This window comes from Halolamina salina, from assembly GCF_042678005.1.
GTDB lineage: Archaea > Halobacteriota > Halobacteria > Halobacteriales > Haloferacaceae > Halolamina > Halolamina salina.
The window spans coordinates 10,457-14,218 of sequence record NZ_JBHUDH010000013.1 but is presented as its reverse complement, the minus strand read 5'-3'; the positions used below and the strand labels follow the sequence as shown (position 1 = coordinate 14,218).

Sequence of the window (3,762 nt, the reverse complement as noted above, 5' to 3'; positions counted from 1 at the left end):
CGCTCCCCGGCGATCGGACGGTCCCGACGGGCGAACTGCTCCACGTCGACTTCGGCGTCGTGCGCGACGGCTACGCCGCCGACCTCCAGCGGCTCTGGGTTCGGGGTGAGCCACCCGAGGGGCTGGTCGAGGCGTTCGAGGACGTTCGCGCCGCGATCGAGGCGGGGTACGAGGAGCTACAGCCCGGCGTCGTCGGCCATCGCGTCGACGCCCGCGCCCGCGCGGAACTGGTCGCGCGGGACCGCGAGCTGTTCGACCACGCTTTCGGCCACCAGGTCGGGCGGAGCGCCCACGACGGCGGCACGCTGCTCGGCCCGGAGTGGGATCGCTACGGGGAGTCCGTCGAACACGAGGTCCGCCCCGGCGAGCTGTACACGATGGAGCTCGGCCTCGACACCGAGTGGGGGTACGTCGGGCAGGAGGAGATGGTCCGGGTGACCGAGAACGGCGTCGAGTACGTCGTCGAGCCTCAGACGCAGCTCTGGCGGCTGGAAGAATAGTACCCCGCGGGCGAGCTTTCAAGGGCGGTGACGGTACTACTACGCCCATGGCCGCCTCGCCCGCCCTCCAGTTCGGCGCGGTCCCGTGGGGGCTGCTCCAGCGCGCCTTCGTCGTCCTCGCGCTGCTCGCCGGCAGTGCGCTCGCGCTCCGACTCGACGACGGCCGCCTCCCGACCCGCCTCCGTGAGCGGTTCGTCCTCGGCGTCCCGTGGGGGACGCTCGTCACTCTCTCGGGGGTACTCGCAGTGTACCTGTTCCTGCAGGGCGGCTACTGGCACTGGTACCGCCCAGTCGTGCTGCCGTTCCGCGCGTGGTCGTACGCCGAGCCGCTGGGGATGCTCGTCGCCGGATTCGCCCACGCCGGCCCGGGCCACCTGCTCGGAAACCTCTTCGGCGCGCTCACACTCGCGCCGATTGTGGAGTACGCGATCGGCCACTACCCCGCGACGAGCCGTCCCGTCGATCCCGAGCCGTCGACTCGCCGCGAGCGCCTCGCCGCGCTCCGGTACGATCCGATCGCCCGCGCGTTCCTGCTGTTCCCGCTCGGCGTCGCCGTCGTCGGCGTCCTCCTCACGCTGTTCACGGTCGGCGCCGTGATCGGCTTCTCGGGCGTCGTGTTCGCGTTCGCCGGGTTCGCTCTGGTTCGCTACCCGCTGGGTACCGTGCTGGCGCTGGTGGGGTCGGACCTGCTGAACCTCCTCTACAACGCGCTCCGGGATCCCACGCTCACCGCCTCGGGGCGCTCGCGGTTCGTCACGCCGTGGTTCGCCGACATCGCGATCCAGGGCCACGCGATCGGCCTGCTCGCGGGGGTGGTGCTGGGCGCGCTGCTGCTCCGTCGCCGTCCCGCCGACGGGCCGTCGCCGGTCCGGCTGTTCACCGGCGCGCTCCTGCTCGCCAGCGCCCAGTCGCTCTGGGCGGTGTACTGGTACCGCGGCGGCACCGAGTACGTGCTGTACCGCGCGGTCGGCCTCGGCGTCGTCGCGCTGGCGGCGGCGCTGATCGTCGTCGCCGTCGCCGGCTCCGACCGCCGCCCGTTCGCCCGTCTGGGGGGTGGAGAGCCGGACGACGCCGGCGACACGCGGCTCGTGGACCTCCCCGTCCGACAGCTCGGGGTCGCACTGCTCGTGGTCCTGGCGGCGGTGCTGTCGGGGCCTGCGGTCGCGGTCAACCTCGTCTCCACGGAGGGCAACCTGCCGGGGGAGCCAGTCACCGTCCGGGGGTACGAGGTCACCTACGCGGAGGGTGTCGAGAACGAACTGGTGTCGGCCATCCCCGTCACGCTGTTCGGCGAGACCACGCAGGTCACCACCTCGGGGGTGATCGTCTCGAACCGCGACAGGGGGATCTGGCAGTCCGTCGTCCCCCGGGGGCGGCTCGCGTCCAACGGCCGTGCGAGGGTCGTCGTCGGGGGCGTCGGCTGGCGCGAGACGGTGACCGCGGTTCGTCGCGGCTGGACCGCGGTGGGCGGCGGCACCGCCTACGCGGTCGCGCTCGAAAACGGCGACGAGCGGCGGACGGTGTTCACCTCCGCCCCCGCCCGGGCGGAGCCACAGATCGCGAACCAGAACGTCTCGGTCGTCGCCGGAAACGAGTCGTTCTACCTCCTCGTGAGCGAGGACAACGACACAGTCCGCCGGCCGCTGCCGAGGGCCAACGAGTCGGTCACCGTCCGGAACGTGACGTTCCACGGGGGGAACGGCCGCGTCGTCGCCATCCACGACGGAACGCGGGTGACGGTGTTCCGCGTCGAGACGTACGACTGAGGCCCGGCCCCGGTTAGACTCGATACTTCGCCGCCAGCTCGTCGAGGTGCTCGTGGCGCTCGACCGAATGCGGCGCCGCCAGCGGCGAAACGCTGATCTCGCCGTCGACGACGGCGCGGCGGTCGGTACCCTCCTCGTCGGGGATGTCGCCGCGCTGCATCCGCTGCCAGATGTTGTCCTCGAGCCGGATCGTCTCGCCGTCGAACTCGGCGCTCATCGCGTACAGCGGCGACGGCTCGGTGACGGTCATCGGCGGCCGGCCCTCGGTCGCGTCGGGCGCGGGGGCGTTGACGTTGAGGTAGTCCGCGCCATCGAACACGGCCGAGCCGAGCGACTCCTCGACCAGGTACGCCGCGGCGTCGCAGGCGTCGGCGTACGCCTCCTTCGGCGGGGTGAGGTTCTCGAACTCCTCGTCGTCGGTCGTCGGGACGTACTGGGAGACGGCGATCGCCGGCACGTCGAAGAAGGTGGCCTCGACGGCCGCCGAGACGGTGCCGGAGCGGCCCATCACGTACGATCCGAGGTTCGCCCCCTTGTTGCAGCCGGCGACGACCACGTCCACGTCGGGGCAGAGCGCCTCGACGCCGGCGATCACGCAGTCCACGGGCGTCCCCTCGACGGCGTAGCCGAGTTCGTACTCGTGGACCGTCGCCTCGAACGACCGGGCGCGGCCGACGGCGCTCTGGTTCGAGTACGGCGCGACCGCGACCGGATCGCCCACGTCCTCGAGTGCTTCGTACAGCGCCCGGAACCCCGGGCTCTCGATCCCGTCGTCGTTGGTCACCAGAATCCGCGGCTCGCTCATGTCCGGCGATGCGGCGGAACCGCGGTTAAGCGGTTCGACTCCGGCTCAGCCGTACCGCGGGGCAGTTCCGTCGAGCACCGATTCGATCCCCGAGAGGTCGTCGACGACGTAGTCCGGCGTCACGGGCGAGCGTTCGAGCCGCGCGTCGTCGGTGACGCCCGAGCGCACGAGCACGGTCGTCATCCCCGCGCCGGCGCCCAGCGCGATGTCCGTATCGAGGCGGTCGCCGACGACCAGACAGTCCGCGGCGTCGCAGTCGAGCCGGTCGAGCGCCAGCTCCCGAGTGATCGCGTGGGGCTTGCCGAGCACCGCGTCGGCCTCGCGCTCGGCGGTGCCGGTGACGGCCGCGATCATCGCCCCCGACCCCGGCACGTCGCCGTCGCCGGCGGGGATCACCGCGTCGGGGTCGCTGCCGACGATCGGGAGCTCCTCGCTCCTGATCGTCCGCGCGGCGGTCGTGAGCGTGTCGTAGTCGAACTCCCGGTCGATCGACACCACCGCCACGTCGACGCCGCGCTCGGGGTTGCCGTGCCTGCCGGCGACGACGGTGTCGAACCCCGCGTTCTCCAACTGTTCACGTAAGCCCCGCTCGCCGACGAGGTACACCGTCTCGCCGGCGTGGTGGCGGCCGAGGTACGCGACCGTGCTCGCGCCGGCGGTCAGGATCTCGTCGCTGGCGGCGTCGATACCC

The 3,762-nt window shown here is 72.1% G+C and carries 4 protein-coding genes; 2 read left to right on the top strand and 2 right to left on the bottom strand.

Annotated elements, in window-relative coordinates; genetic code table 11:
* Together ACFR9S_RS01915 and ACFR9S_RS01910 are read left to right on the top strand one after the other, a co-directional pair.
* Positions 1–500, top strand: a 500-nt coding sequence (locus ACFR9S_RS01915; protein WP_379817943.1) for a M24 family metallopeptidase, incomplete at its 5' end; no start/stop codon positions are given.
* Positions 501–547: 47 nt separating this feature from the next.
* Positions 548–2,266 (top strand): rhomboid family intramembrane serine protease, encoded by a 1,719-nt coding sequence (locus ACFR9S_RS01910; protein ID WP_379817940.1) that lies wholly within the window; start codon positions 548–550, stop codon positions 2,264–2,266.
* A 13-nt stretch (positions 2,267–2,279) separates the two neighbouring features.
* Here ACFR9S_RS01910 and surE read toward each other — a convergent pair whose 3' ends face one another.
* Positions 2,280–3,071, bottom strand: a complete 792-nt coding sequence (gene surE, locus ACFR9S_RS01905; RefSeq protein WP_379732844.1) for a 5'/3'-nucleotidase SurE — start codon at positions 3,069–3,071, stop codon at positions 2,280–2,282.
* Positions 3,072–3,116: 45 nt separating this feature from the next.
* Positions 3,117–3,762: HAD-IIA family hydrolase (locus ACFR9S_RS01900; protein WP_379817938.1), on the bottom strand; the 646-nt coding region annotated here is incomplete at its 5' end.

Bases quoted from the DNA above. Each gene is read 5' to 3' on its own strand.
- ACFR9S_RS01910 (WP_379817940.1), top strand. From the start codon at position 548: ATGGCCGCCTCGCCCGCCCTCCAGTTCGGCGCGGTCCCGTGGGGGCTG.
- surE (WP_379732844.1), bottom strand. From the start codon at position 3,071: ATGAGCGAGCCGCGGATTCTGGTGACCAACGACGACGGGATCGAGAGC.